Origin of the sequence: Sphingomonas caeni (assembly GCF_026013415.1) — a bacterium.
Taxonomy (GTDB): Bacteria; Pseudomonadota; Alphaproteobacteria; order Sphingomonadales; family Sphingomonadaceae; genus Sphingomonas; species Sphingomonas caeni.
Genome location: NZ_JAPDOK010000001.1, coordinates 228,203 through 250,377, shown reverse-complemented (window position 1 = coordinate 250,377; position 22,175 = coordinate 228,203). Strand labels below are relative to the sequence as shown.

20 protein-coding genes, 1 tRNA gene and 1 riboswitch are annotated in these 22,175 nt (G+C 68.0%); of the genes, 11 read left to right on the top strand and 10 right to left on the bottom strand.

Going from position 1 to position 22,175, the window contains the following annotated elements; genetic code table 11:
• Positions 1-48: 48 nt before the first annotated feature.
• From OF829_RS01395 to OF829_RS01380, 4 genes are all read right to left on the bottom strand, one after another.
• Positions 49-246 carry a DUF1289 domain-containing protein gene (locus OF829_RS01395; protein WP_264938158.1) on the bottom strand — a complete coding sequence of 66 codons (198 nt, stop codon included), beginning with the start codon at positions 244-246 and terminating at the stop codon, positions 49-51.
• Positions 234-749, bottom strand: a complete 516-nt coding sequence (locus OF829_RS01390) for a thioredoxin family protein (RefSeq protein WP_264938157.1) — start codon at positions 747-749, stop codon at positions 234-236. Before OF829_RS01390 ends, OF829_RS01395 begins: the two co-directional genes overlap by 13 nt.
• An 84-nt stretch (positions 750-833) precedes the next feature.
• Positions 834-2,237, bottom strand: coding sequence for a DEAD/DEAH box helicase (locus OF829_RS01385; RefSeq protein ID WP_264938156.1), 1,404 nt, complete (start codon positions 2,235-2,237; stop codon positions 834-836).
• Between the two features lie 136 nt (positions 2,238-2,373).
• Positions 2,374-2,847: a hypothetical protein gene (locus tag OF829_RS01380; protein ID WP_264938155.1), complete on the bottom strand. Its 474-nt coding sequence runs from the start codon at positions 2,845-2,847 to the stop codon at positions 2,374-2,376.
• A 97-nt stretch (positions 2,848-2,944) separates the two neighbouring features.
• On the opposite strand from OF829_RS01380, the gene OF829_RS01375 reads away from it, so the two are divergent.
• Both OF829_RS01375 and OF829_RS01370 read left to right on the top strand, forming a co-directional pair.
• Positions 2,945-4,387 carry an FAD-binding oxidoreductase gene (locus tag OF829_RS01375; RefSeq protein WP_264938154.1) on the top strand — a complete coding sequence of 481 codons (1,443 nt, stop codon included), beginning with the start codon at positions 2,945-2,947 and terminating at the stop codon, positions 4,385-4,387.
• Between the two features lie 49 nt (positions 4,388-4,436).
• Positions 4,437-5,213: a SapC family protein gene (locus tag OF829_RS01370; protein ID WP_264938153.1), complete on the top strand. Its 777-nt coding sequence runs from the start codon at positions 4,437-4,439 to the stop codon at positions 5,211-5,213.
• Between the two features lie 310 nt (positions 5,214-5,523).
• On the opposite strand, the gene OF829_RS01365 is transcribed toward OF829_RS01370, so the two are convergent.
• Positions 5,524-6,372 carry an N-formylglutamate amidohydrolase gene (locus tag OF829_RS01365; RefSeq protein WP_406701397.1) on the bottom strand — a complete coding sequence of 283 codons (849 nt, stop codon included), beginning with the start codon at positions 6,370-6,372 and terminating at the stop codon, positions 5,524-5,526.
• Positions 6,373-6,488: 116 nt separating this feature from the next.
• Between OF829_RS01365 and cpdR the strand changes: the two genes are divergently transcribed.
• Both cpdR and OF829_RS01355 read left to right on the top strand, forming a co-directional pair.
• A complete protein-coding gene (gene cpdR / locus OF829_RS01360) occupies positions 6,489-6,866 on the top strand; it encodes a cell cycle two-component system response regulator CpdR (protein WP_264938151.1) in 378 nt (125 codons plus the stop codon).
• Between the two features lie 89 nt (positions 6,867-6,955).
• Positions 6,956-7,030 (top strand) — tRNA-Val (locus OF829_RS01355).
• Between the two features lie 247 nt (positions 7,031-7,277).
• On the opposite strand, the gene OF829_RS01350 is transcribed toward OF829_RS01355, so the two are convergent.
• Genes OF829_RS01350 through OF829_RS01340 form a run of 3 tightly spaced genes read right to left on the bottom strand, consistent with a single transcriptional unit; the run spans position 7,278 to position 11,460 of the window.
• Complete coding sequence (locus tag OF829_RS01350; protein ID WP_264938150.1) at positions 7,278-9,026, bottom strand: ATP-binding protein; 1,749 nt, start codon at positions 9,024-9,026, stop codon at positions 7,278-7,280.
• On the bottom strand, positions 9,023-9,571 hold the full coding sequence (locus tag OF829_RS01345) for a YfiR family protein (protein ID WP_264938149.1): 549 nt from the start codon (positions 9,569-9,571) through the stop codon (positions 9,023-9,025). Before OF829_RS01345 ends, OF829_RS01350 begins: the two co-directional genes overlap by 4 nt.
• Positions 9,571-11,460, bottom strand: a complete 1,890-nt coding sequence (locus OF829_RS01340) for a TonB-dependent receptor plug domain-containing protein (protein WP_264938148.1) — start codon at positions 11,458-11,460, stop codon at positions 9,571-9,573. The genes OF829_RS01345 and OF829_RS01340 overlap by 1 nt, the downstream gene beginning before the upstream one ends.
• A 157-nt stretch (positions 11,461-11,617) precedes the next feature.
• Positions 11,618-11,806: riboswitch (cobalamin riboswitch) on the top strand.
• A gap of 111 nt (positions 11,807-11,917) precedes the next feature.
• On the opposite strand from OF829_RS01340, the gene OF829_RS01335 reads away from it, so the two are divergent.
• From OF829_RS01335 to OF829_RS01315, 5 genes are all read left to right on the top strand, one after another.
• Entirely contained in the window at positions 11,918-13,780 is a 1,863-nt protein-coding gene (locus tag OF829_RS01335) for a TonB-dependent receptor plug domain-containing protein (protein WP_264938147.1), read from the top strand.
• Positions 13,780-14,604 (top strand): ABC transporter substrate-binding protein, encoded by an 825-nt coding sequence (locus OF829_RS01330; RefSeq protein ID WP_264938146.1) that lies wholly within the window; start codon positions 13,780-13,782, stop codon positions 14,602-14,604. The genes OF829_RS01335 and OF829_RS01330 overlap by 1 nt, the downstream gene beginning before the upstream one ends.
• Positions 14,601-15,572, top strand: coding sequence for a FecCD family ABC transporter permease (locus tag OF829_RS01325; protein ID WP_264938145.1), 972 nt, complete (start codon positions 14,601-14,603; stop codon positions 15,570-15,572). Before OF829_RS01330 ends, OF829_RS01325 begins: the two co-directional genes overlap by 4 nt.
• Positions 15,563-16,342: an ABC transporter ATP-binding protein gene (locus OF829_RS01320; protein ID WP_264938144.1), complete on the top strand. Its 780-nt coding sequence runs from the start codon at positions 15,563-15,565 to the stop codon at positions 16,340-16,342. Before OF829_RS01325 ends, OF829_RS01320 begins: the two co-directional genes overlap by 10 nt.
• Before the next feature lie 73 nt (positions 16,343-16,415).
• Positions 16,416-17,912 (top strand): CoA-acylating methylmalonate-semialdehyde dehydrogenase, encoded by a 1,497-nt coding sequence (locus OF829_RS01315; protein WP_264938143.1) that lies wholly within the window; start codon positions 16,416-16,418, stop codon positions 17,910-17,912.
• Between the two features lie 43 nt (positions 17,913-17,955).
• Here the strand turns inward: OF829_RS01315 and OF829_RS01310 are convergent, their stop codons facing one another.
• Positions 17,956-18,783, bottom strand: a complete 828-nt coding sequence (locus tag OF829_RS01310; protein WP_264938142.1) for a sterol desaturase family protein — start codon at positions 18,781-18,783, stop codon at positions 17,956-17,958.
• Positions 18,784-18,877: 94 nt separating this feature from the next.
• Positions 18,878-19,930 carry an AraC family transcriptional regulator gene (locus tag OF829_RS01305; RefSeq protein WP_264938141.1) on the bottom strand — a complete coding sequence of 351 codons (1,053 nt, stop codon included), beginning with the start codon at positions 19,928-19,930 and terminating at the stop codon, positions 18,878-18,880.
• A 70-nt stretch (positions 19,931-20,000) separates the two neighbouring features.
• On the opposite strand from OF829_RS01305, the gene OF829_RS01300 reads away from it, so the two are divergent.
• Together OF829_RS01300 and OF829_RS01295 are read left to right on the top strand one after the other, a co-directional pair.
• Positions 20,001-20,945: a polysaccharide deacetylase family protein gene (locus OF829_RS01300; protein WP_264938140.1), complete on the top strand. Its 945-nt coding sequence runs from the start codon at positions 20,001-20,003 to the stop codon at positions 20,943-20,945.
• Between the two features lie 76 nt (positions 20,946-21,021).
• Positions 21,022-22,167 carry an acyl-CoA dehydrogenase family protein gene (locus tag OF829_RS01295; RefSeq protein WP_264938139.1) on the top strand — a complete coding sequence of 382 codons (1,146 nt, stop codon included), beginning with the start codon at positions 21,022-21,024 and terminating at the stop codon, positions 22,165-22,167.
• The last annotated feature ends 8 nt before the right edge of the window (positions 22,168-22,175 follow it).

Below are 22,175 nucleotides of genomic sequence, written 5' to 3'. Positions count from 1 at the left end.
GCGGCTCCTGGCGTCTTCCCCGCTTCGCCGGGATGACGCCTGGGGAGCTCAGCTCCCCATCGCCGCCAGCCGCGCGGGCAGTTCGGCCATCACCGCGTCGCGATCGGCGTCGTCGGTATAGCCCCAGCGCGCAATCTCTGCGTTGGTCCGCCCGCATCCCGCGCACCAGCGGCTGCCGCGGTCGATCCGGCAGACATTGATGCAGGGGCTGGGGATCGGCGGGACGAACTCGATCAGCTCGTCCATTGCGCCAGCCAGTCGGCGATCGCCTGCGGGCGCATCACCCTCGCATCTCCCAGCGCGAGGATCGATTCCGCGTTGCGCAGCTTGCTGCTCTTCGCATCGACGATGAACACGGCGGGGATCGCGCCCAGCGCCTGCCCGGTAAAGCGCTTGGCGATGTCGAGGTTGCGGTCGAACCGGCCGACATCGACCTGGACCAGCTCGAACTTATGCGCGACCCAGCCGCGCATCTCTGGCAGTTCGAGCACGCCGGCGAGCACGCGGCAATCGGCGCACCAGTTCGCGCCGAAATCGATCAGCAGCGGCTTGTGCGACCGGCGCGCGCGCTTGAGGGCGGCATCGACCTGCGACGTCGCATCGGCGGTCGCGTCATATGGCGCGGGCAGCGGCCGGGGGAGCTGCGCGACCGTGCCGATGCTCACCCGCGGCGCCGGGCTGCCCGGGGCGCGGAACGCGGGCAGGAAGGCAATGAGCGGCAGGGCAAGCAGCGAGCGGCGATGGATCATCGGTTCAACCCCATGGAATCGCAGCCAAGATAGGGGCGCGCGCAGGGATTGGAAACGAAGAACAGCTTGGCGGAGCCGAAGCGGCTATTCGCCCAGCGTGAAGCGCAGGAAATCGGGCATCGGCCCGTTCCAGCCGTCATCGGGACCTTCGTCGGCGGGCGCCGGTTCGCGCCGTTTCGGCGGACGGTTGCGGCTGTCGTCGCGCGGCTCGCGGCGGGGCTCCTCGCGCGGGGCCGGCGCCGGCCTGGGCTTGGCCTCGGTCTTTTCGCGCCCAGCTTCCGCCTTCGGCCTTTCGGCTTCGCGCTTGGGCTTTTCGCCGCGGCGCGGCTTCTTGTCCTCGCGCGCCGGGCGCTCATCCGCCGCCTCGCCGCCGCCGACCGTCGTCAGCCGCTCGATCTTCTGGCCGGTCAGCTTCTCGATATTGTCGATATTCTCGGCGTCTTCGGGGGTCACCAGCGTGTAGGCAACACCCGTCGCCCCCGCGCGGCCGGTGCGGCCGATGCGGTGGACATAATCGTCGGGGTGCCAGGGCGCGTCGAAGTTGAAGACGTGGCTCACGCCCTTGATGTCGAGCCCGCGCGCGGCGACGTCCGAGGCGACGAGGATGTTGACCTCGCCCGCCTTGAATCGCTCGAGCTCGGCGATGCGCTGGGGCTGCTCCATGTCGCCATGGATCTCGGTCGAGCGGAAGCCGCTTTTCTGGAGCGCCTTGTTCAAATCGCGCACCATCGTCTTGCGGTTGCAGAAGATGATCGCGTTAGTGACGTCTTCCTGCCGCAGCAGCTCGCGCAGCACTTCGCGCTTCTTCGCCGAGGCGGTGGGGACCACCCATTGGCGGATATTGATGTTGGCCGATGCGGGGCGCGCGACCTCGACCTGTTTGGGATTGTCGAGGAACTTGTCGGCCAGCTTCTTGATCACCGGCGGCATCGTCGCGGAGAACAGGAGCGTCTGGCGCTGCTTGGGCAACTTGGTGCAGATTTCCTCGATATCGGGGATGAACCCCATATCGAGCATCCGGTCCGCCTCGTCGATCACGAGCAGGTTGCAGCCGGTGAGCAATATCTTGCCGCGGCCGAACAGGTCCATAAGCCGGCCCGGCGTGGCGATGAGCACATCGACGCCGCCTTGCAGGGCCTTTTGCTGGTCGCCCATCGAGACGCCGCCGATCAGCAGCGCCATCGAGAGCTTGTGGTACTTGCCATATTTGTCGAAATTCTCGGCGACCTGCGCGGCGAGCTCACGCGTCGGCTCGAGAATCAGCGAGCGCGGCATCATCGCGCGGGTGCGGCCCTCGCCAAGGATATCGATCATCGGAAGCACGAAGGCGGCGGTCTTGCCGGTGCCGGTCTGGGCGATACCGATCAGGTCGCGGCCCATCAGGACCGAGGGGATTGCCTGCTTCTGAATCGGCGTGGGTTCGCTGTACCCGGACTCGTCCACGGCACGTAACAGTTCGTCGGAAAGGCCGAGATCGGCAAAGCTCATGCGGATGTCCGGAAAACGCGGGCGAAAGGCGGGCGTTAGCTACGCCGCGCGCTTGCGGATTTAGGGTGGATTGTCAAGTTGTGTCGGCTGCACCGACAGCGGGCCGGTGCCGCGACCTCGCCGCGAGGCGAGCAAACTAACGGGCGGGAACCAGGTTCCTGAAAGCCTTGATCTCGCAGGAACCCCCTGAGCGAGAGCGGATGCTGTCGCGGCCGGCGCACATCTTTCCGTCTGGGTTGGGGCGGACATAGAAGCCCGAATAGAAGCCGAGCGACGGGCAGTTGCTGCCCAGTTTGACGCGCATCCGCGAGCCGTCGTTGAGCATCAGATCGACGCTGTCGCGCTCGGTGACCGCGAAAGCGACGACGCGCTGCATGCGCAGGCAATCGTCCGCCTTGCGCTCGACCATCGGCGGCGGAAGCGCGGCGGGCGCGGCGCGCGTGCGGGTGACCACCGTGGTGGTGGTGATGGTGATGCGGGGGACATGGATGACATAATGCTGTTCGCCTTCGGCGACCGCGTCGGGCCCCGAAATGCCGCGCGCAATCAGCGCCGCGGGCGCGGCGAGCAGCGTCAGGGCGGCTGCGGAGACGAGGAACGGCTTCAGCATGAACGCGCGGTTCTATCGCACAGGTTTGAACGGTGGATGAACTGATTTTCATGTGTGCATTGGCCGGTTCGGGACGCGCATGCTAACGCCCGCGGCCATGACACCCGCCCAGCAGACCCTGATCGATGCCGTCGCCGCGCGTTTCGGGCCCAAGGCGGCGATAACCGACGCGGACACGATCGCGCCCTGGTTGAGCGATTGGCGGGGGCGTTATGCGGGTGCTTCGCCTGCGATCCTGGCGCCTTCTTCGCGTGAGGAAGTGGCGGCGATCGTCGGGCTGGCGAACCAAAGCGGCGTCCCGCTGGTGCCGCAGGGGGGAAATACGTCGATGGTGGGCGGGGCGACGCCGCCGGCGGACGGATCGGCGCTGATCCTGTCGCTCAGGCGGATGAATCATATCCGCACGCTCGATCCGGCCGCCAACCTCGCCGTGGCGGAGGCAGGGGTGATCCTTGCCGATCTGCACGCGGCCGCGCTGGCGGCCGGGCGGCGCTTTCCGCTGACCCTGGGGGCCAAGGGAAGCGCGACGGTGGGCGGGCTGGTTTCGACCAATGCCGGGGGCACGCAGGTGCTGCGCTTCGGGACGATGCGCAGCCTCGTCGCGGGGGTGGAGGCGGTGTTGCCCGACGGATCGGTGCATGACGGGCTCGCCGCGCTCAAGAAGGACAATCGGGGGTACGACCTCAACCAGCTGCTGATCGGGGCGGAGGGGACGCTGGGGGTGATCACCGCCGCGAGCCTGCGTCTCGTCCCCGCCATCGCCGCGCGGGCGGTGGCATGGGTGGGGCTGGCGAGTCCGCAGGCCGCGCTCGACCTGTTGCGGCGGATCGAAAGCCCCGCGATCGAAAGCTTCGAGATCGTTCCCGGCGATTCGCTCGCGCTGGTGCTCGAGCATATACCGGGCACGCGTTCGCCGCTCGAGGGCAGGCATCCCTGGCACGTGCTGATCGAGGCGGTGTCGAGCGATCCGGACGGCGAGCCGCCCGCGGCGATGCTCGAGCCCCTGCTTGGCGAAGCGTTGGAGGCCGGGCTGATCGCCGACGCGGTGGTCGCGGCGAGCGAGGCGCAGGCCGAGGCCTTCTGGCGGATCCGCGATTCGCTCTCCGAAGCCGAGCGCGCGAGCGGGCCCGCGGTCCAGCACGATATCTCGGTGCCGGTGGCGGACATGCCGCGCTTCATGATCGAGGGCGCGGCCGAGGCCGAGGCGCGCTTCCCGGGCACCCATGCGACCGCCTTCGGTCATCTGGGCGACGGGAATGTCCATTTCCATGTCCGCGCGCCCATCGGGGCCGACCGCGACGCCTTCTATGCCGAGCAGGCGCCGGCGATCACGCGGCTGGTCCACGACATGGTCGTGGCGGCGGGCGGATCGATCTCGGCGGAGCATGGAATCGGCCAGATGAAGCGTGCCGAACTGGAACGGCTGGGCCCGCCGTCGCGCATCGCCGCCCTGCGCGCGATCAAGTCCGCGCTCGATCCGCACGGGATTCTCAATCCGGGAAAGCTTGTCACGCTTGCGCCCGGGCGCCGGGGGCCATAGACCCCCACCCGCATTTCGCATCCCGACGAAGATTCTCCAGGAGATTCCAATGGCCAGCGCGCCGCAGCAGCAGGCACTTCCCTTGTTCTACAAGGACCTCATGCCGCTTTCGACCCAAGAGCATGCCGATTTCCGCATCCGCGGCGCCGATCGCGCGCCGTTCGTGGCGAACGTCCACGCGATTCCGCTGACGGTGGAGGAGTTCCCGGTCGCGCAGCGCCACATGCCGATCGTCTTCTCGGTGGGCGACGAGCCGGTGCCGCTGGCGCTGATGGGCCTCAACGAGGGCGTCAACGTCTTCTTCGACGAAGAGGGCAAGCTGACCCAGGACCCGTTCTACGTCCCCGCCTATATCCGCCGTTACCCCTATCTGCTCGCGCGGCTGAACCCGGACAATGACGAGCTGTCGCTGTGCTTCGATCCGACCACCGACCTGATCGGCAAGTTCGACGAGGGCGAGCGGCTGTTCGAGGACGGCCAGCCGAGCGAGGCGACCAAGGCGATCCTCGGCTTCAACGAGCAGTTCGAACAGGCCGGCCAGCGCACCGCGATGTTCATCAAGGACCTCAAGGAGCTCGACATCCTGATCGACGGCGAGGTCACCATCCAGCCCGAGGGCGCGGCGCAGCCGTTCATCTATCGCGGCTTCCTGATGGTCGACGAGGCGAAGCTCAACGAGCTGCGCGGCGATCAGCTGCGCAAGATCGTCCAGAACGGCATGCTGCCGCTCATCTACGCCCATCTCTTCTCGCTCTCGATGATGCGCGACGTGTTCGCGCGCCAGCAGCAGCAGGGCAAGACGCCGGTGCCGCAGCTGGTGAGCTGATCGGCTAGCTGGAGACAGGACGGCGCGGCGAGGGACCATCCTCGCCGCGCCGTTTCCTTTTCGGACGCGCCGCCACGGCTGAACCCGGGCCTTGCGCGTTTTGCCGCAGTGCGGGGCATGGTCTTGAAACCTAAGGCCCTGTTACGTATATCCCTTCTTGCATGGTCTCGTGTCCCCCCTTTCGCGGGATCGTGCGACACGCCTCCGGGCGTGTCTCCTCCCTGAACCTTGGCCGCCCGGTGGAAACACCGGGCGGTTTTTTTGTGCCTGCTTCGGCAAAAGGCGGCGCCCATCGGCGTAGCCGATCAGATCACTCCGCGGCGATCGCCGCGGGGAGCGCTTCGTCGGCGACGGCCTCGATCATCGCCTTGAGCGCGCGGACGGCGGCGGCGAAGCCGGGGCCGGGCAGGTCGAGGCGCTCGTCCAGATAGAGCGAGCGGTCGAACTCGATCTGGATCGCGTGGATATGCTTTCGCGGATCGGCGTGGCGGTCGAGGATGTGGCCGCCCGAATAGGGGGCGTTGATCGCCGAGGCGATGCAATGGGCGCGGGCGACGCCTTCGAGCCGGCCCAGGAAACGCGACGAGGCCGAGCGGCCGAACCGGTCGCCCAGGACGATGCGCGGGGCGGTCTCGGGAGCGCCGAGCGGGGGCATCGAGTGGATGTCGAGCAGGACCGCGATCCCGAAGCGGTCGCGCGCCGCCTTCAGGGCGCCGGCAAGCGCCGCGTGATAGGGGCGGTGATCGGCGGCGATGCGCGCGCCGACTTCCTCGCCGGTGAGGCGGCGCTGCCAGATGTCGCCCGCCGTGGCGACGCGACGGGGGACGAGGCCGAGCCCGCTGCGAAGCTTGGCGGACAAGGGCTGGGATTTGGGCGAGGCGCCGTCGTCGAGCTTGGGGTCGCGCTCATGCTCGGCGCGGTTGAGATCGATCCAGGCGCGGGCGCGGCGGGCGACGAACAGGGTCTCGCCGCCGCGCGCCGCGATGGCGAGATCGTCGGCGTGGCGATCCTCGAGCGGGCGGAGCGCGGCGAGGGGCACCCGCAGCGCCGCGCGGAGCGGCAGCGGATAGTCGCGCCCGGCATGCGGCACCGACAGGATCACCGGGCTGACCGGGTCCTCGGGACCATGAAGCTGGAAGGAAGCGGCCGACGTCACGATGTCATCGAATAGGGATACCGTCCCAAGACGGCAACGGCACGTCGCGCGGCGCGCTGGAAAATCTTAAGGGCTTGGCGCATAGTATCGCTGCCGACCAAGACCAGGGTGGGGACCGCATGTATCGTATTTTGCTGGCCGAGGACGACAAGGTGATGCGCGAATATCTGACGCGCGCGCTCGAGCGTTCGGGCTATGCCGTCAGCGCGGTCGACCGCGGCACCGAGGCGCTGCCGCTGCTTGAGAATGAGCAGTTCGACCTGCTGCTGACCGACATCGTCATGCCCGAGATGGACGGGATCGAGCTGGCGCAGCGCGCGGGCGACATCGCGCCCGACATGCGGGTGATGTTCATCACCGGCTTTGCGGCGGTGACGCTCAAGGCCGGCAAGCAGGTGCCGCAGGCGCGGGTGCTCTCCAAGCCCTTCCATTTGCGCGACCTGGTGCTCGAGGTGGACCGGCTGTTCGAGCGCGACAGCTTTTCGACGAATATCTGAATTCGCTCCCGCGGCGCTTGCGCGGGGGGATTTGTGCGGCTAAAGGCCCGCTTCCCGTTTCGGCCCGCGTCTTCAAAAGCACGGGCCTTGGGCGTGTAGCTCAGTGGTAGAGCACTGTGTTGACATCGCAGGGGTCGCAAGTTCAATCCTTGCCACGCCCACCATTAAAGCCCGCCAGGTCAGCGACTTGGCGGGCTTTTTGCTGCCCGGCTCGCGTGTCCCGGTATGTGGAAGGTTAGGCGAAGGTTAGGCGAAAACGCGCTTTGTTCGCCGATCGTGCGAAACGGAAAGTCACACGAAGGTCACACCATCGCGCAGGTTGCGCAGGGTTCGGATTCGCCATGTCAAAGAGCGGCCCTGGACCACGGAGCGCGCCTAGCTGAGCAGGCCAAATCCTACATTGCAAGCGGGCTATTCCGCCTCCGCCTTCGCTCCCATCAACGCCTCGTCGAGCACCGCCGCCAGCGTTTCGATCCGGTAGGGCTTGAGCAGCACCGGGCGCCCGCCCGTGCCCGAGCGGGCGATTTCGTCGCTGTAACCGGTGGTGAGGACGAGCGGCAGATCGGGCTGGAGCAGGCGGAGCTGGTCGGCGAGCTCGATCCCGCTCATCATGGGCATCACCACGTCGCTCAGCACCACGTCGAACGGACGTTCGGCGACGGCCTGGAGCGCTTCGGCAGCCGAGCGGGCCCAGGTGACGCTATGGCCGAGCTCGCGCAGCATCGCCTCGGCGAATTCGCCGACCTCCTCATTGTCCTCGACCAGCAGCACCGCGCCGATTTGCGCCGCGCGCGCCTCGCCGGGGCCGGTTTCGGGCGCGGGAAGCGGCGCATCGCTGCAGGGGAGGAGGATGGTGACTGTGGTGCCTTCGCCCGGCGTACTGACGATCTTGAGATCGCCGCCCGATTGGGTCGCGAAGCCATAGACCTGGCTGAGGCCGAGCCCGGTGCCCTTGCCCGCGCCCTTGGTGGTGAAGAAGGGTTCGAGCGCGCGCGTCTGGGTCTCCTCGTCCATGCCGGCGCCGGTATCGGTGACGCAGATCGCGATCTGGTCGCCCTCCTCGTGATGGACGCGTTCGGTGGCAATGGCGAGCGAGCCGCCGTCGGGCATGGCGTCGCGGGCATTGACCGCAATATTCAGGACGGCCGATGCGAGCTGGGCGCGATCGGCCTCGACCGCGCAGGCCTCGTGGGACAGATCGGTGCGGATCGTGAAGCGCTCGCCGAGCGTGCGGTCGAGCAGGTCGATCATCCCCGCGATCATCGCGTTGACGTCGATCACCTCGGGCTGGAGCGGCTGGCGGCGGGCGAAGGCGAGGAGCTGGCCGGTGAGCGCGGCGGCGCGCGCGGCGGCCTGGACGATCGCCTCGGCGAAGCGCTGGCGGCGCTCGGCCTTGAGCCCGGGACGGGTGAGCATGTCGGCCGAACCCTGGATCACCGTCAGCAGATTGTTGAAGTCGTGCGCGATCCCGCCGGTGAGCTGGCCGAGCGCCTGCATCTTTTGCGCCTGGCGGAGCTGGTCCTCGGCCTTGGCGCGCTCGGCGATCTGGTGGGTGAGCTCGCTATTGGCTTCGCCGAGCGCGGTCGCGCGAAGCTCCAACTCGCGGTTGGCGCGGCGGAGCATCGCCTGCGCGACGCCGAGCACGCCGACGACGAACGCCGCCATCAGCACGAGCAGGGCGATCACGGCGTAACGGCCGAAGCGCGTGTCGAGCGGCTGGCGGTCGACCGCGAGCCGGACGGTGCCGATCCGCTTGCGGTCCTTCATCACCGGGGCCTCGGCGACGATGCCGGGACTGGTGACCGAGCGCGCTTCGGCGAGCGTGGGTCTTTGCCCGAGGCCGTCGCGGCGATAGCCGGCGATGCGCGTGCCTGAGCGATCGTAGATGGCGACGCCGCGGAGCTGGCGGTTGACGCGCATCGCGTCGGCGGCCTCCTGGGCGGCGGCCGCATCGCCGAAATCGATCGCGGCGACGATGCTGGAGGCGAGGATATCGGCCTGGACCTGCGCTTCCTCGGATTTTTGCGCTCTATAGCTGGCTTCGCTCTGGAGGATGATTGCGGTACCGGCCGCCACCACGATCAGCGCGACCAGCCCGGCGGCCGCGGCGGCGGGGAGGTTGCGCAGCCAGGCCGCGGCGCGGGCGAGCAGCGCCCTCATGGTTTCACCTCGACCGCGAGCGCAAGCAGCCGCGAGCTGATCGTGATGCCGCGCCCGGCGGCGGTGCCCTGATCGATCGAGAAGCGGACGCGGCCCGCGACCACCGCGAAATGGATCATGCCGCGGGCATGGCCGTTGCGCGCATCGGTGATGGTGAGCACGGCCTGGCGCTTGAGCCCCTCGACCATCTGCGCGGTGGCGGCGTCGTTGGCGCCGGCGATGAAGGCAAGGTGGCAGCCCGCGACCGCTTCGAAATCGATGCTGGCGAAGCGGCGGACCGCGACCGGATGGCCGTCGATCACCTCGCTCGCCGCGGCGCGGTCGATCAGCGCTCCGAAGGGGTCGCGGCCGATGACGCACAGATAATAGGGCTGGCCGGCGCCGGGCTGGGCGGCGGGCGGCCAGCCGACATAGCGCGCGAATTTGGGGACGAAGGCCGCCTTGACCGCCTGCTCGCTCGCCTGGGCGAAGGCCGGCGCCGCCGCGGCCATCGTCGCGGTTGCCAGTGCGCCGAGAAGCGCAGGGAGGAGGCGGCGGGGCGCCATCAGAAGCGCAGCCGCGCCCCGACGCTGAAACTGCGCTCGATGCGCTGGGTGCGCTGCACGTCGTTGCTCTCGAGATGGCTGGCATGGAGCAGATTGTCGCCGACCGCGAAGATCTCGACGCCGTTTTGGAACTGATAGCCGAGGCGCGCATCGGCCTCGGCATAGCCATCGACATGCGGATTCTCGAGCGCGCCGACCGCGCGCAGGCCGGCGTCCATGGTGAAGCCCCGAGGCAAGGTGATCTGCGAGCGGAGCTGGACCTGATAGCCGGGATCGCGCCCGATCGAAGCGGCGCCGATATCCATGCCGCCGGGCGCCACGCCGAAATCGCGCTTGAGCCAGAAGCCGCCCGCGCTCAGCCGCCACCAAGGGGTGAGCTGCTGTGTCCCCCATGCCTCGACGCCATATTCATTGCCCTGCAGATCGTTGGCGAGCTGGACCGGGAAGAAGGCGGCCCCGCCCAATGCGCGGACGCTGCGCAGGTCGGTGTAGCGATTGTAGAAGACCGAGACCGAGAGCGAGGTGGAACGCGTCGGCTGGCCGCGATAGCCGGCCTCGAACGCGATCAGCTTTTCGGAGGCGAAATCGGGCGCGGTGATCAGGATCGGCACCGCCGCCAGCCCGCGGTCGATCCGCGACGGGGTGCGCACCGCACGGCTGACCGAGGCCCAGAGCGTCGCATGCTCGCTCGGCCGCCAGGCGAGGCGGAGATTGGGCAGGAACTGGAGCCCCGAGAAGGACGAGCTTTCGAGCTTGAAGCCGGCGATCAGCGAGAGGCTGGGCGTCAGCGCGAACCTGTCCTGGACGAAGCCGTTGCCGATCCACAGCCGGTCGCGCGGCGGATTGAGCTGGAAAGCGTTGAGATTGTTGACGAACTGGTCGCGCGTCGTGCGGACGCCGAGGCCCGCGACGAGGTGATGCCCCCCCGATTCGAGATTATACTGGCCCTCGACATCGATCGTCTCGAGCCGGTCGATCGTCAGCATCGAACGGCGCTCGAAATAGTCGTAATAGCCCTGGATCTGGACCGACGATCCGCCGCCCAGATCGGTCGACCAGCGCGCGAGCACGTCATGCCCGCGATTGCCGTCGCCCGCGACCTGGAAGGTGCGGTTCCTGAACATGTCGCCCTGGACGGTGACGTGGCTCGCGCCGAAATCGCTGTCGCTGCGGAAGCCGAACTGGAAGCCGCGGATGCCGTCGCTCAGATTGGGGCCGAAGCCGGTGGGCAGATTCTCGCGGTCGAAATAATTGCCGTAGACCCGCATCGCCGCATTGTCGCCGAGGGTGAAGCCGAAGCGTGCCGCAGCAGTGCGCTCGTCGCGCCCGCCGGTGCCGCGCACCAGCAGCCCCTGGGTGTCGCCCGCTTCCTTGCTGATCACGTTGATCACGCCGTTGACCGCGTTGGGGCCGTAAAGCGTGCCGCCTGGGCCGCTGACCACCTCGATCTGCTGGAGATCCTCGGCGAGCGGGGCATGGAGTTCCCAGAACACGCCCGAATGGAGGGTCGAATAGATGCTGCGCCCATCGACCAGCGCGAGAATCTTGTTCGAGGGTTCGACGCCGTTGAAACCGCGCGCGGTGATGGCGTACTGGCTGCCATTGACGCGCTCGACATGGAGGTTGGGCGCCTGGCGCAGGATTTCGGGCAGCGCGGTACCGTTCGCGCGGGCGATATCGGCCTCGGTGATGACATAGAGCGCGGTGGGGACCTCGCTCAGCGGCTCCTCGCGCTTCGATGCCGACCGGACGGGGAGTTGCGACAGTTCTTCGATCGAGAGACTCGACAGATCCTGCGGATCGTCCTGGTCCTTCGCTGCCGCGGGCACTGCCGCGAGCGAAAGGAGCAAGGGCACGCACCAACGGTAGCGCATAGGCCAAAAACTCATCGTAGCCGCCCCCCGGCTGCGTTCGCTTTGTTCTAAACTTGCGCCGGTGGGTCAAGCGCTTAGCGGGCCCTACACCCGCTACGCGAGCGTAACGATTCCGGACGGTGCGGGTTCCCGGCTGCCGCGCGGGCGGTTGCAACGGCGGGGCGTGCCCGATACAGGGCGAGCCGTGAACGGTGTCCCGCAAGGGATGAAAAGGGAAATCGGTTCAAGACCGATGCTGCCCCCGCAACTGTGACCGGTGAACCGGCGCGTCATGAAAGCCACTGGAGCGCATGCTTCGGGAAGGCGACGCGCCCGGTGGCGACCCGGAAGCCAGGAGACCTGCCGGTCACAGTCGATTCCTTCGCGCGGGCGGGGTGCACCGGGCGGACGGGGGATGAAACCCCCCGAGCGAGCGACACCAAATGGGTCGGTCTCGCACCTACGAGACGGCCTTTGATGAAGGTGTCTTGTGATGAAGTCTTTCAAGTTTTTGCTGTTTGCATCCGCCGCGATGCTGCCTGCGGTGCCTGCGCTCGCGCAGACGGGCGATACCGGGAGCCAAAGCGACAATGAGGAGATCGTCGTCGTTGCCGCCGGCATCGCCCAGCCCGCGCGCGACAGCGGGCGGGCGGTGTCGGTGATCGGCCGCGCCGAGCTCGACCGGACCCAGGCGGTGACCCTGTCCGACGCGCTCTCCACGGTTCCGGGGATCAGCGTGACCCGCAATGGCGGGCTGGGCGGCTTTACCGGCGTGCGCGTGCGCGGGGCCGAGGGCGAGCAGACGCTCGTGCTGATCGACGGCGTCCGCGTCAACGATCCCTCCTCGCCCGGCGGCGGCTATGATTTCGGCAATCTGCTCGCGGGCGCGGTCAACAGCGTCGAGGTGCTGCGCGGGCCGAACTCGACCGTGTGGGGCAGCCAGGCGATCGGCGGCGTCGTCAATGTGGTGACGATGAGCGGGCGCGACGGCTTCCACGCGCGCGCTTCGGCCGAGGGCGGCAGCTTCGGCACCTGGTCGGGCAATGCGGCGATCAGCGGCGGCAACGAGCATCTCAGCGGCGCGCTGACCGCGGGCTATACCACCACCGACGGCATCTCCGCCGCGGCGAACGGGACCGAGGCCGACGGATACCGCCAATACGGCGTCACCGGCCGGGTCGAGGCGTTCATCACTCCCGACGTCTCGGTCGACCTGCGCGGCTATTATGCCGACAGCCGCGCCGATCTCGATGGTTTCCCGCCGCCGACCTACAGCTTTGCCGATACCGGCGAATATTCGACCGCGAAAGAGCTGTACGGCTATGCCGGGCTGCATGCGGCTCTGTTCGGCGGGGCGCTCGAGAATGAGCTGAGCTTCACCGCCGCCGATATCGACCGCGACAATTTCGATCCCGCGGTGGGCACGACGCCGGTCTTTTTCGGGCGGGGGAGCAGCGAGCGTTATCTCTATCGCGGCAATCTCCGCGTGGCGGAGGAGTTCCGGCTGGTGGTCGGCGCCGAGCATGAGGACAGCCGCTTCACCGACGGGAGCACCACCGCCTCGACCGGGATCACCAGCTTTTTCGGCGAGGCGATCGTCAAGCCGGTGGACGCGCTGACGATCAATCTCGGCATGCGGCAGGACGATCATCGCCGCTTCGGCAGCCATGCCAGCTTCGCGCTCAGCGGCTCCTTCCGCCCCTCGCCGAACACGGTGTTCCGCGCCAATTATGGCGAGGGGTTCAAGGCGCCGACGCTCTACCAGCTCTACAGCTTTTTCGGGACGCCGACGCTCAAGCCCGAAACCGCGGTGAGCTATGAGGCCGGTTTCGACCAGAATGTCGGCTGGCTGACGCTGAGCGGGACCTGGTTCCACCGCGACACGACCAACCAGATCGACTTCGATCTGGGCGCCTTCAGCTATGGCAATATCGCCCGGGCGAAGACCGAAGGCTATGAGGTCGAGGCCGTGGCGCAGCCGGTGGCGGGCCTGACACTCCGCGCCAATTTCACGCATGTGCGCGCCGAGAACCGCTCGCCGGGGGCGAACCTGTACAAGGATCTCGCCCGCCGGCCGCGCGACGTGGCGAATTTCGCGGTCGATTACCGCTTCCCGTTCGACCTGAGCGTCGGCGCCTCGGTGCAGCTGCGCGGGGACAGTTTCGACAATGCCTCGAACAGCGTGAAGCTCAAGGGCTTCACCCTGGTCAATCTGCGCGCGGAGATTCCGGTGAGCGGGCAATTCTCGCTCTATGGCCGCGTCGATAATGTGTTCGACGAACAGTATCAGACCGTCGCCGGCTACGGCACGATGGGCCGCGCGGCCTATGCGGGCGTGCGGATGAAGTTCGACTGATGCGAACCGGCGCCGCGCTGCTCTGTCTGCTCGCAGCGAGTTGCGCGGCGCCGCCTTCGAAATGGGGCGGCGGGATCGTCTCGACCAACCCCTGTGCCGATGCGATGCTGGTCGAACTGGTCCCGCCCGGGCGGATCGCGGCGATCAGCCATTATTCGAAGGACCCGACCGCCACCTCGATCCCGCTCGAGGTGGCGGCGCGGTTCCGCTCGACGACGGGGAGCGCGGAAGAGGTGATCGCGATGCGGCCCGATCTGGTGGTGGCGAGCAGCTTCACCGCGCCCGCGACGCGCGAGGCGTACCGGCGGGCGGGGCTGAAGACTCTCTATCTCGATTCGCCGGTGACGATCGAGGCGAGCAAGCGCCAGGTGACCGAGCTGGCGGCGGCGATCGGAGCCGAGAAGGCGGGCGAGGCGATGAATGCGCGGATCGACGGGGCGGTCGCGGCGGCGGCGTGGTCCGGGCCGCGGGCTCCGGCGCTGGTGTGGATCGCCGGGAATCTGGCCTCGGGCAGCGGCAATCTGCTCGATCAGATGCTGGCGCTGGCAGGGTTCAGCAATCAGGCGGCGCATTATGGATTGCAGTTTACGGGCACGCTGCCCATCGAGCGCATCGTGACCGATCCGCCGCGCGTGATGCTCGTGCCCGACCAGCCCGGCCGCCTCGCCTCGTCGCGGGCGGCGGAAGTGCGCGGGCGCGCGCTGGCGCATCTGGGCGGGCGCGTGACGCAGGTGCGGTTCGAGCGCAGCCTCGTCAATTGCGGCGGCCCGACCATCCCGCGTGCGATGGCGCGGCTGGCCGAAGTGCGGCGGGGGCTGCGATGAAGCGCTTCGGTCTGATGGGCGGGCTGGCGGCGCTGGTGGTGCTCCTCTTCCTCGGCTCGCTGATGGCGGGCAAGGCCTGGGTGCCGCCCGGCGCCTGGTTCACGAACGATCCCGGCTGGTGGATCATCGCCGAGCTGCGCCTGCCGCGCGCGATTCTCGGGCTGGCGATCGGGGCGGGGCTGGGGCTCACCGGCGCGGTATTGCAGGGCTATCTGCGCAACCCGCTTGCCGACCCGGCGGTGGTCGGGGTGTCGTCGAGCGCGGCGCTGGGCGCGGTGGCGATGATCGTGATCTTTTCGGTGACGACGCCGTTGCTGATCTTCGCCGGGGCGATGGGCGCGGCGTGCCTGTCGATGCTGCTGCTCGCGGGGCTGGCATGGCGGGCGGAGAGCGCGGTGGCGTTCATCCTCGCGGGGACGGTGCTGGCGAGCCTGTCGGGCGCGCTCACGGCCTTCCTGATCTCGGTCGCGCCCAATCCCTATGCGGTGGCCGAGATCATCGACTGGATCATGGGATCGCTGACCGACCGGAGCTTTGCCGAGGCGCAGCTCGCGGTACCGTTCATCGCGGGCGGGTGCGCGCTGTTGCTGCTGACCGGGCGGGCGCTCGACGCGCTGACGCTGGGCGAGGCGGCGGCGCGCTCGATGGGGATGCGGCTCGATCGCACCCAGTTGCTGATCGTCGCCGGATCGGGATTGGTTGTCGGCGCGAGCGTGGCGGTCACCGGGGTGATCGGCTTTGTCGGGCTGATCGTCCCGCATCTGCTGCGTCCGCTGACCGGGGCGCGGCCAGGCGCGTTGCTGTTGCCGAGCATGCTGGGCGGCGCGGCCCTGGTGCTCGCCGCCGACAGCCTCGTCCGGCTCGCGCCGATGGCGGGGGAGATCAGGCTGGGCGTGGCGATGGCGCTGCTCGGTGCGCCCTTCTTCTTTGCACTGCTGCTCAAGATGCGGAGCTCGGCATGGACCTGAATGTCCGCGATCTCGAGGTGAGCCTGGGTGCGCGCAAGGTGTTGCGCGGCGTGAGCGCGAACCTGACGGCGGGGCGGATCACCGCGATCCTCGGGCCCAATGGGTCGGGCAAGACCACGCTCGTCAAATCGCTTGCCGGGCTGATCGAGCCCGATGCCGGGTCGGTGCGCTATGGCGAGAAATTGCTGACGCGGATCGATCTCGCCGAGCGCGCGAAGACGATCGGCTATCTGCCGCAGGACGGCAGCGTGCATTGGAATGTCGGGGTGCGCGAGCTGGTGGCGCTGGGGCGGCTGCCGCACCGCTCGCCCTTTGCGGGGCTTTCCCATGACGATCAGGCCGCGATCATGATGGCGCTCGCGGCGACCGATACGATCGGCCTGGCGGAGCGCCGCATCGATCAGCTTTCGGGCGGCGAGCGGGCGCGGGTCCTGCTCGCGCGCGTGCTGGCCGGCCGGCCCCAATGGCTGCTGGCGGACGAGCCGCTCGCGAGCCTCGATCCGGTGCATCAGCTCGACATGCTCGCGCAGCTGAGGGGGCTGGCGGCCTCGGGCATGGGGGTGGTGATCGTGCTCCACGACCTCGTCCAGGCGGCAAGGGCGGCCGATGATGTGCTGCTGATGAGCGAGGGCCGCGTCGTCGCCTTCGGCCCGGCGCGCGAGGCGCTGGCGCATGCACCCCTGCGCGAGGCGTTCGGGGTCGAGGTGATGATGGTCGCCGACGCGGACGGCCATCTGCTTCCCGTGCCGACCGGTCGCACGCCCCGCTGACAGCGAGCTTTCGCTGTGCCAAAGCAATTAAATTACAAACATTGAGTCGGGCCCTGTCGCCCGAGGAGAGACCATGCGTATCATCGATCATGTCATCGCCGGCCATAGTGGCGGTGGCGCCGCGCGCACCGGAGAGGTGTTCGATCCCAATACCGGCCAGGTCCAGGCCCATGTCCAGTTCGGCACCCAGGCGGAGCTCGACAGGGCGGTCGCCGCCGCGCAGGCCGCGCAGCCGGCCTGGGCCGCGACCAATCCGCAGCGCCGCGCGCGGGTGATGTTCAACTTCAAGGCGCTGGTCGAGGCCAATATGGACGAGCTGGCACACCTCCTCTCGTCCGAGCATGGCAAGGTGATCGCCGACGCCAAGGGCGATATCCAGCGCGGGCTCGAGGTGATCGAGTTCGCGTGCGGCATCCCGCATGCGCTGAAGGGTGAGTATACCCAGGGCGCGGGGCCGGGGATCGACGTCTATTCGATGCGCCAGCCACTGGGGATCGGCGCGGGGATCACGCCGTTCAACTTCCCGGCGATGATCCCGCTGTGGATGAGCGGCGTCGCGATCGCGGTGGGCAATGCCTTCATCCTCAAGCCCTCGGAGCGCGATCCCAGCGTGCCGGTGCGGCTCGCCGAGCTGTTCCGCGAGGCGGGGCTGCCCGAGGGCATCCTGCAGGTCGTGCATGGCGACAAGGAGATGGTCGACGCGATCCTCGATCATCCGGCGATTGCCGCGGTGAGCTTCGTGGGGAGCTCGGACATCGCGCATTATGTGTACCGCCGCGGGGTCGAGGCCGGGAAGCGCGTCCAGGCGATGGGCGGGGCCAAGAACCACGGCATCGTGATGCCCGACGCCGATCTCGATCAGGTCGTGGCCGACCTTTCGGGCGCCGCGTTCGGCTCTGCCGGCGAGCGCTGCATGGCGCTGCCGGTGGTGGTGCCGGTGGGCGACAGGACTGCCGATGCGCTGCGCGAGAAACTGATCCCGGCGATCGAGAAGCTCCGGGTGGGCGTCTCCACCGATGCCGAGGCGCATTACGGGCCGGTGGTGAACGCGGCGCACAAGGCGCGCGTCGAGGGCTGGATCCAGACCGGCGTGGACGAGGGCGCCGAGCTGGTGGTCGATGGCCGCGGCTTCACGCTGCAGGGGCATGAAGAAGGGTTCTTCATCGGGCCGTCGCTGTTCGATCGCGTCACCCCGCAGATGAAATCCTATCAGGAAGAGATTTTCGGCCCCGTCCTCCAGATCGTCCGCGCGCCCGATTTCGAGAGTGCGCTGCGGCTGCCGAGCGAGCATCAGTACGGCAACGGCGTCGCGATCTTCACCCGCAACGGCCATGCCGCGCGCGAATTCGCGGCGCGGGTGAATGTCGGGATGGTGGGGATCAACGTGCCGATCCCGGTGCCGGTCGCCTATCACAGCTTCGGCGGCTGGAAGCGCTCGGCGTTCGGCGACATCAACCAGCACGGCATGGAGGGGGTCCGCTTCTGGACCAAGACCAAGACGATCACCCAGCGCTGGCCGGATGGCTCGCCTGATGGCGGCAACGCGTTCGTGATTCCGACGATGGGGTGAGAAAAAGCCTCCCCCGGTCGCCCGGGGGAGGAGGGGTGCCTCTTCAAAATTCGAACGGTAGCGGTTCAGGGGCCGTCGCGACCACATTCTTCCTGCCGAACCACGGGATCGCCGCAGTCTCGAAGGCCTCGTGGTAGCGGGGGTGTTCGGTGCCCATCCAGCGGTCCCACCAGGTGAAGTAGAGCCCGAAATTGTGGTTGCCCTGGCTGTGGTGGAGGTCGTGATGGGTGGTGGTGGTGAGCCAGCCGGTCCAGCGCGAACGGGTGAAGCCGGGCCAGGCGAGCTCGTGCCCCATATGGCCGATCACGTTCCGGATGATCTGGTGGAGCACGAAGGCGAGCAGCGCCACGCCGTGGATCGGCGTCAGCACGAGCATCAGCGGGACGAACGAGGCCTCGAACAGCCCCTCGATCGGGGCGAAGCTATAGGCTGCCCAGGGCGTCGGGGTGCGCGAGAGATGATGCTCCAGATGCGCGCGGCGGAACATGAGGCGGCTGTGCAGGGCCCGGTGCATCCAGTAGAAATAGGCGTCGTGCGCGAGGACGAGGCCGATGATCTCGGCCAGCCCGAGCCAGAGCGGGGGCGGGGCGAAGGGGATGCTGTAATAGCCCGCCTCGACCATGGCGAAGATGTAGATGCTGGTGAGCGCGAAGATGCCGACCGAGATCAGCGAATTGACGAATTCGCGGCGGCGATCGCTCCAGCCGGCCATGCGCGCCTGGATGCGGCGGGGCAGGGTCCAGCCCCTGGCCAGCCATAGCAGCAAGGTCACGCTGCCGGCCGCGACGAGATAGCGCATCATCTCGATCGCGAACATTTCCACGCCGTGATCGGCGAAGCGCCTGATCCCACTGGGTATCCATTCGGGCATTGCCTGTCTCCCGTTGTTCGGTGGGGACCGGCTAGTGGCGGGCGCTCGCGCCGTCGCTGCGGCGCTGGAAAAATAGCGCCGATTTCGAAATCGATCAGGGATTTTCAGGAATGGCGAACGCGGCGCGGCGGTAATCGGTGGGGGTCTGGCCGGTCGCGTCGCGGAAGGCGCGGTTGAACGGGGCAAGGCTGCCGTAACCGAGATCCATCGCCAGGGTGAGGACGGGCAGGTCGACCTTGGCCGGGTCGCCCAGCCAGGCGCGGGCATCGGCGATGCGGTGCGCGTTGAGAAAGGCGGAGAAGTTGCGATAGCCGAGCCGCTGGTTGATCAGCGCGCGCAGGCGATGCTCGGGGACGTCGAGCCTGTCGGCCAGCGCGCCGATGCTGAGGTTGGGCTCGCGATAGACATGGGCGGCCATCGCCGCGTCGAGCTTGTTGTTGAGGACCTGCTCGGCGGGGGAGAGGGCCGGGCGCGGCGGCGGCGCGGCGTCGGCGTCGAACAGCAGCTCGCCATTGCTCGACAGCAGCACCGCGCCAAGCAGCATCACGGTGAGCAATGTCCCCGCCGACTGGACGACGAGCAGCCGCGGCTCGGTATTGGCGAAGCCGTACCAGCTCTCGGCCCCGATCACGCACAGCGCCTGGACGCCGACCAGGATGACGAAGCCCGCGCGGAACAGGCGGCGCTTCTCGATCAGGTCGTCGCCGCGCTCGCGCCAGGCGATCCAGATCGCGTGCAGCGTCAGCAGCGCAGCCAGCAGGTGATAGGAGATGTCGGCGACCATCGGATAGGTGCGCGTCCAATGGGTCGCGAGGAGGAAGTTCGCCCAGCAGCCGAGGATGATCGCGATCGAGATCAGCACGACGCGGCGGTCGACCGGGCGTTCGAGGATCTGGTGCGCGAAGATCCACAGCAGCAGTGGCGCCGCCTGCGAGGCGAGCTGGACCGGCGCCCAGACCGGCGACTGCCACAGGTCGAGCACCGGCGCGACGTTGGCGAGATAGGAGGCGATGCAGACGAGCAGCAGCACCGTCGTCGCGCGGATCCGCAACGGCGCGGAGCTGCGCGCCACCACCAGCGCGATCAGCAACAGCTGGCCTACCGAAAGAAGGCGCAGGCAGGTGTCGATGAGGATCATCCGGGTCATCGCCGCGGCTTATGGCGCTCCGGGGCCGTAACGTCTATTCCGGCGAGCAAGATTGGAGAGGGGTTTGCGCATGCGGATTTGGGCGAAGCTGATGCTGGTGCTTGCGGTGCTGGTTGCGCTTCCCGCTGCCGCCGCGCCGAAGCGGATCGCGCTGACCTTCGACGATGTGCCGCGCAACCGCGGCGCCTTCCTGACGCCCGACCAGCGCACCGATCGGCTGATCGCGGGGCTGCGCATGGCGGGCGTTCCGCAGGTCGCGTTCTTCGTCAATCCGGGCTTTCTGCTCAATGAGGACGGCAAGGGCGGCGAGCGGCGGATCGCGGCCTATGTCGCGGCGGGGCATGTGATCGGCAATCACAGCTGGAACCACCCGCACCTGAACGCGATGAGCGCCGAGGACTATCTCGCCAACATCGACAAGGCCGATGCGTGGCTGCGCCAACAGCCCGGCTTTCGGCCCTGGTTCCGCTTTCCGTTCCTCGACGAGGGCGGCGCGGACAAGGCCAAGCGCGACGCGGTGCGCGCGGGGCTGGCGGCACGGGGGTATCGGAACGGGTACGTCACCGCCGAGGCCTCGGACTGGAACATGGAATCGCTCACCATCGCCGCGAAACGCGCGGGCAAGACGATCGATATGGACGCGCTCAAGGCGCTCTATGTCGAATCGCACGTGCTCGCCGCCGATTTCTACGACGATCTCGCGATTGGGACCTGGGGGCGCTCGCCGATCCATGTGATGCTGCTCCACGAAACCGACCTTGCGGCGATGTACATCCCCGATCTGGTCGCGGCGCTGAAGGCCGATGGCTGGGAGATCGTCAGCGCCGACGCGGCCTTTGCCGATCCGATCAGCAAGCTCTTTCCCGATACGCCGCATTCGGGCGGCACGCTCACCGAGGCGGCGGCGTGGGAGAAGGGGCTGCCCTTGCCGCGCTGGTACGAACGCAACGATATCCCGCTTGCCAACCGGCTGTTCGCCGAGCGGGTGCTGCATGAGACGGTGCTGGCGGAATAGTATCCGCTGCAACTTTGCGTTCGGGGAACAGCGGGACTAGGGGGAGCTCTTTACAGGAACCCCCGGAAAGCAGGGCATGACCACCCAGTTCGAACTCACCGACGAGCAGCTCCAGATCCAGGAGATGGCGCGCCAGTTCACCGCCGACGCGATCGCGCCGCACGCGGCCGAATGGGACGAGAACCACATCTTCCCACGCGATACCATCAAGGCCGCAGCCGAGCTGGGCTTCGCCTCGATCTATGTCTCCGAAGAGAGTGGCGGGATCGGGCTGGGACGGCTCGAGGCGGCGCTGATCATGGAGGCGATGGCCTATGGCTGCGTGCCGACCAGCGCCTTCATCTCGATCCACAACATGGCGACCTGGATGATCGACCGGTTCGGCGGGCAGGCGGTGAAGGACAAGTATCTGCCGGGCCTCATCAGCATGGAGACGATGGCGAGCTATTGCCTGACCGAACCGAGCTCGGGCTCGGACGCCGCCGCGCTCAAGACCAAGGCGCTGCGCGACGGCGACCATTGGGTGGTCAATGGCTCGAAGCAGTTCATCTCGGGCGCCGGCGTCAACGACATCTACGTCACCATGGTACGCACCGGGGTCGAGGGGCCAAAAGGCATCACCTGCCTCGTCATCGAGAAGGACATGCCCGGGGTCAGCTTCGGTGCCAAGGAACGCAAGCTCGGCTGGAATGCCAGCCCGACCGCGGCGGTGACCTTCGAGAATGTCCGCGTGCCGGCCGAGAATATCGTCGGCGGCGAGGGCGAGGGGTTCCGCATTGCGATGATGGGGCTCGACGGCGGGCGGCTCAATATCGGCGCGACCTCGTTGGGCGGGGCGCAGCGTTGCCTCGACGAGGCGGTGAAGTACACCAAGGAGCGCCAGCAGTTCGGCAAGCCGATCGCCGATTTCCAGAACACCCAGTTCGTGCTCGCGGACATGGCGACCGAGCTCGAGGCGGCGCGGGCGCTGCTCTATCTCGCGGCGGCCAAGGTGACCGCGGGCGCGCCCGACAAGACCAAGTTCGCGGCGATGGCCAAGCGCTTCGCCACCGATACGGCGAGCTCGGTGACCGACCGGGCGCTCCAGCTGTATGGCGGATACGGCTATCTGAAGGACTATCCGATCGAGCGTTTCTGGCGCGACCTGCGCGTCAATTCGATCCTCGAGGGGACGAACCAGGTGATGCGGATGATCGTCGGGCGCGAGCTGACGCGGCAATGAGCGATCCG